The 5,937-nt window shown below is 36.3% G+C and carries 4 protein-coding genes and 1 tRNA gene; 1 reads left to right on the top strand and 4 read right to left on the bottom strand.

The features are described from left to right. Positions 1–6: 6 nt before the first annotated feature. The 3 genes from EA365_00320 to proA form a co-directional block, all read right to left on the bottom strand. A tRNA-Phe gene (locus tag EA365_00320) sits at positions 7–79 on the bottom strand. A 69-nt stretch (positions 80–148) separates the two neighbouring features. Beyond that, a complete protein-coding gene (locus EA365_00315; GenBank protein ID TVQ49619.1) occupies positions 149–1,186 on the bottom strand; it encodes a DUF552 domain-containing protein in 1,038 nt (345 codons plus the stop codon). A 22-nt stretch (positions 1,187–1,208) separates the two neighbouring features. Next, on the bottom strand, positions 1,209–2,453 hold the full coding sequence (proA, locus tag EA365_00310) for a glutamate-5-semialdehyde dehydrogenase (GenBank protein TVQ49618.1): 1,245 nt from the start codon (positions 2,451–2,453) through the stop codon (positions 1,209–1,211). 127 nt (positions 2,454–2,580) lie between these two features. Between proA and EA365_00305 the strand changes: the two genes are divergently transcribed. Next, positions 2,581–4,842, top strand: a complete 2,262-nt coding sequence (locus EA365_00305) for a hypothetical protein (protein TVQ49617.1) — start codon at positions 2,581–2,583, stop codon at positions 4,840–4,842. A gap of 5 nt (positions 4,843–4,847) precedes the next feature. Here the strand turns inward: EA365_00305 and EA365_00300 are convergent, their stop codons facing one another. Continuing rightward, positions 4,848–5,891, bottom strand: coding sequence for a response regulator (locus EA365_00300; GenBank protein ID TVQ49616.1), 1,044 nt, complete (start codon positions 5,889–5,891; stop codon positions 4,848–4,850). Positions 5,892–5,937 lie beyond the last annotated feature (46 nt).

Below are 5,937 nucleotides of genomic sequence, written 5' to 3'. Positions count from 1 at the left end.
ATAAAATGCCAGGAGGCGGATTTGAACCGCCGACACGAGGATTTTCAGTCCTCTGCTCTACCGACTGAGCTATCCCGGCTCGTTGTTTTTTTCCAACGCTTAACTATCATAACAGAAGTTTTTAAAAAATGCAAGATATTTTCTCAACTTAATCTAGAGAAGCACAAGCGATCCGAAAACCAACGTTATTGACTCGACGCTCAGGTGGAAGAGCGTGACGACAACTAGAGCGACAAAAACGGGATAAATCATACCAAGATCCCCCCCTAACTACTCTCAATTGTTGTTCATCAGCGGATAACCAGGGACTACCATCAGTAGGAGCTTTATAATAGTTTGTATGCCAATGATCTAGACACCATTCCCACACATTACCATGTAAATCCCCTAACCCGAAAGGATTTTTAAGCTTATAATAATTGACTGGTGTAGTTTTTTGGAGAAATAAGTTATTTTTAGAGTCAAGATAACCTGAACTAGCGTCGTAGTTGGCTAAATTGCTATTAAGATTTTGTCCAAACCAATATCGAGTCTCACTACTACCTCGACAAGCGTACTCCCATTCAGCTTCACTAGGAAGTCTATATAAACGTTGGGTTTGTTGGGAAAGGCGATCGCAGAATTCTACCGCATCATACCAAGATACTCGCTCTACGGGTAAATTAGCTCCTGAAAAATAAGCAGGGTTGCTGTCTAGATGTCTATTAATTACAGGAAAACTAGCTACGATTTCCCATTGACTTTGCGTAATAGGATATTGACTTAAATAAAAACTATTGAGGTTGACGTCATGTTGGGGGGTTTCTTCGGGAGTTGCTTCTAAATCATCTGGAGATGAACCCATCTTAAAATTACCTGGAGGTATATAAAACATTTTTAATAAATTATGATCAGTTAACCTGATAAATAATTGCTTAATAGTTGTGGAGATGGGTTGAGATATTTGAGGTTGACTTGAACCTGTGATTTGTAGGTTAGCTTGTGCAAATAAAAAGGTATATTCATTTAAGCATTGATTAACTCCTCCTATGGTGTAAATATAGCCATTTAACCAGTCAATCACTCGTTGAGCGGTGTTTTGTTCTAGTTTATTTAAAATAACAATAGTTGCCTTACCTTGGCGAATAAGTTCAACTACTTTAATGATATCTGAAAGAGAATTTAGGGTTATTAAACTAAATTCCATGGTGAAATTGTACTATTTAAAACTATTGAGGTTGATAATTAGCCACTAGATGACCATTACCCCGTAATTGATATTTATAAGTTACTAAACCTTCTAAACCTACAGGTCCTCGGGGAGGCATTTTTTGAGTACTAATACCTACCTCAGCACCGAAACCATAACGAAAACCGTCAGCGAAACGAGTAGAGCAATTGTGATATACTCCCGCTGCATCTACTTGATTGAGAAAGGTTTCGGCGGTTTTATTATCTTGGGTAACAATAGCATCAGTATGTTTTGAACCATAGGTATTAATATGCTCGATCGCCTCGGTGAGAGAGTTAACTACTTTGATGGCTAAAATTAAATCGCTATACTCTGTCTTCCAGTCTAATTCTGTTGCTGCTTCTATGTCTAGATATTGACGAGTGGTTGTGTCTCCTTTGAGGGTGACGTGATGTTGGGTTAAAGCTTCCGCGACTAGAGGAAGAAATTGAGGGGCGATCGCTTCATGTACTAATAATGTTTCTATTGCATTACAGGCAGCGGGATACTGAGTTTTCCCTTCTACAGTAAGATTAATAGCAGAGGTTAAATCTGCTTGAGCATCGATGTAGAGATGACAAATACCGTCAGCGTGTCCTAAAACTGGGATTTTGGTATTAGCTTGAATATAGCGCACAAATTCGTTAGATCCTCTCGGGATAATTAAATCTATATACTCATCTAGGGTTAGAAGTGTACGTATTTCTTCCCTGGTAGTCAATAACTGGACAACTTCTGGGTTAACTTTTGTTTGAGTTAAAGCGTTTTTAATAACTTCGGTGATGACTTTACAGGAGTTCGTCGCTTCTTTTCCTCCTTTGAGGATAACTCCGTTACCTGATTTAAGGGCTAAAGTGGTAATTTGAATTAAGGCTTCTGGTCGTGCTTCAAAAATAACACCTAAGACTCCCAAAGGACAGGTAATCCTGGTTAAGGTTAAACCATCTGCTAATTGACGATGGATTTGAGCAACACCAAGAGGATCGCTTAATTGCGCAACTTGTCTAACACCTGCGATCGCTGAGGCTAGTTTACTTTCTCCTAATTTTAACCGATTGTAGAGCGCCGGAGAAATACCTTCTTGACTAGCTAGATTTAAATCTTGTTGATTGGCGCTTAAAATAGCGTCTGTAGATTTTTCTAAAGCAATAGCGATCGCCTCACAAGCCTCATTTCTGGCTAAAGTATCTAATACTGCTAAATCTCTAGCTGCTTGACGAGTTTTGGTGGCAATTGTTTCCAAGTTAACTTCTCCCTAGCTGCAAACATTATAGAATCTAAACTAACACAACTGTTAATTTTTTCGACAACAATGTTAATTATAGATCCAATTATGGGTATTTATAAAGTAAGTGCTTCAACCTTAACTTATGTCATTAAAACTAGGCTTACAAGCTGTTGAAGAACAGCAATATACAAGAGCAGTAGATTTATTAGAATACTTTTGTCAAAACTGCTATGACTATAAGTCTCAAGAATATATCCAAGCTAAAATTGGTTTAGCTAGAGCTTACTATGGTTTAGGTCAGCGAGAACAAGTAGTTTATATTTGTCAAGAATTAATTAATAGCGATCGCTTATCGGTGCGTCAATGGGCCCAACAATGGTTAAACTCTATTCAAGCTGTACCTAAATATACCCCTGAAGAATTAAAAACCATCTTTAATCAAGGACGTAAAGCACTAAAACAGAAAAACTATCCTGCTGCGATCAAATTCTTAGAAGAATACTGTCAGCACAATCACCAACCCGAATTACCAGAGAATCAACAGGCTAAAATGGGTTTGATTCAAGCTTATACAGGAACAAAAGATTTTAAAGCCGCGGTTACCCTGTGTGAAGAGTTGAACTTTAGTCATGATACCATGATTCAAGATTGGGCAAAAGAAAAGCTACCCGCTTTGAAATCAGCCCAACAGAAACAAAAACAGAGTAAATACGATAGCGACGCTACCTATATAGAAAGACCGAATATTGAACAGCAAGAAGCAACCGAAAACCCTAAAATAGACATTTACGCTCAAGCAACCATTAAAGCTAATTATCTTAATAAAAGAGCTACTCAAGTAGATGTTAAGTTAAAAATGCCTAAAATAGGCTCTAATTTAAGCTTAGCAATTATTGTTACGGTTACCTCAATTATTTTCTTAACTTTTGTCCCTATCTTTGCTATTATTTGGTTATTCTGGTCTAATTTAATTCTGGTTGCTTTAGGAGCAATAATTTTAAGTTTAATTATTAATTTTATTCTTTTAGGGTTATCAACAAAATTAATAGATAATATCTTAACTAAAGTTTATTCTCCCCGTTGGGTAGATCTCACAGAGATACGTTATTATAGTCCTGAAGCTGCAGAAGTTATCGAGCGTATTTGTACACAATATAAGCTGAAAACTCCCCGTTTAGGAATTATTAAAAATACCAATCCCACTGCTTTTAGTTATGGTGGTTTACGCAGAGAGAGTAGAATTGTGGTAACTCAGGGTTTATTCTCCTACCTTAATGAGGATGAAAGCGCAACGGTTTACGCTCATGAATTAGCACAGATAATTAATTGGGATTGCTCGATCATAACCCTTGGTTATAGTTTTTTGGCTAGTTTAATTCTCCTAGGAGTAACCATTAAAAAATCTCCCGTTATCTTCCCTGATTTTATCTATACTGTTACCACTTATGGCTTATTTTATCTCTCTAGGGTTAGAGAATATTATGCGGATCATTTTGCAGCAGAAGTGACGGGGAATCCTAACGCTTTAATTCGGGCTTTGCGAAAAATAGCTTATGGTATAGTGGAAGAAAATGAACGTAGTCAACAAAGAACTAATTTATTAACAGAAACACGTCTTTTCGCAATTTTCGACTCAAATCAAGCTATACCCACGGGAATAACCACTGATACAGATAATATTGGTAAAATCATCACTTGGGATATGGTTAACCCTTGGGGAAATTGGGTAGAATTAAACACTACTCATCCTCTTACGGGTAAAAGAATCGAAGTGTTAGCCGATTATGCTGAACAATTAGACTTAGAAATAGAGTATAATCTCTCTAATGCGATTAGTGAAGCTAAAAAACTCGAACAAAGTAAATTAAAACAAAATTTTTGGTTAGATTGGTTGATCTTCTACTTACCAATCATGGGGATAATAGGAGGATTATCAATAGCTTTGCTACTGTATTTAATTGGTAAACCTGTAACCATGTTATTGACTTTACCTCTGTTGAGCTTTGGCGTAGGTAAAATAATTAAAAACTTGGTGATGTATCCCTATAAGCAAACAATAACTAATACCAATAATATTATTAGTCTTTTCTCTTCTCCTTATACTAGCGCTATGAGAAGTAACAAGGTAAAATTATCAGGAGAATTGTTAAGTAATCAAGAGAGTTACTTTGCCTTACAGGATCAAACTGCTTTAATCAAAACTCGTTATTTCCGAGTTAAAAATAATCCTTCTTTAGGAAGTCAGGTAAAAGCAATTGGTTGGTTTCGTCGTGGAGTAACTCCCTACCTAGACTTAATCGAACTTAAAATAGAAGATAAACTATATAAAAGTACCTATTATCTGGGTAATCTAAGCTTGGGTTTAGGTGCTCTTATTCTAGCTATATTAACTTTGTGGTTATAAATCTCTTAAACTGAGAAGTATAAAGGCTCAGACTTTGATTGATTCACCGCTGAATCATTAGTCATTTGATTGCTTAGAGAGTTTTTTTGAGTATAGTTAGGGTTGAGATGTTCAGTAATAGTAGCTTTTACTACTTCTGCTTTAACTGGTTTGTAAATTAAGGTAGAACAACCTGAGATCTTACCGCGAAATTGTTCGAGTAGATTTTGATGAGCAGTTAAAATAACGATAGGTAGTTCAGCAAATTGGGGAACTTTCCGTAACATCCCACATAGTTCATAACCGTTAACTTTGGGCATAATATAATCTAGAAACAGTAAATCTGGTTTATGCTTGAGTAAGATGTTAACGGCTCTGAGTTCGTCGGATATTGCTAAGAAACGATAACCACAGTCTTTGACAATAGTCTCCATGATTTGGCAGATAATGGGACTATCGTCTATACAAGCGATTAAAGGTACATAAGTATCTATCTCTTTGATAGGTGAGCTAAAATCTGATACTTCTACCAATTCAATCAATCCTGTATCTATGTAACCTTTTACTAAAGAGGTGAACTTGATCAGATTCTGTTGAGTTAATTCTAGACTTAACTCTCTAACAGTTTTTGTCCCATTAAGTAACTTAATCATCCCTGCAAAGGTTTTTTGGGGTACTTTTTGTTTTAATTCTTCTGGTTTAATGATTAAAGGTGCTGCATCAGGAGAGCGATCGGCTAATCTAGCTTTTTGCCACTCTTCCCATTCTTGCCAAGCTTCAGCGGTTATTTGTTCGGAATTAATTAAGGTTAAAGGACTAGAATACACTATATCTGGTTTATACTCAATTTTAACCTGTCTGGCTCTGGCGATATCAAATAAAATCTCTTTGACTTGGGCTGTAATAAATTGGTTGACTTGTTTAGCGTCTATTTTTCCTTGTTTGAGCCAAATATCTAGTAATTCATACTCCCAACATTGCTCAATCTGTAAATCACTCTTAAGTTGGGGATTGCGTCTAAGTTGTAAAAATTCCTCTTTAACTTGAGGTAGGTAAATACCAACCCACATTCAGCAGCCCCATAGATAAAATATAAAAGAAGTATAAAGCCAAAGA

The sequence above is a fragment of the Gloeocapsa sp. DLM2.Bin57 genome (assembly GCA_007693955.1).
Taxonomy (GTDB): Bacteria; Cyanobacteriota; Cyanobacteriia; order Cyanobacteriales; family Gloeocapsaceae; genus Gloeocapsa.
The sequence above is the reverse complement of the archived record's forward strand: the minus strand, read 5'-3'. Positions and strand labels throughout refer to the sequence as shown.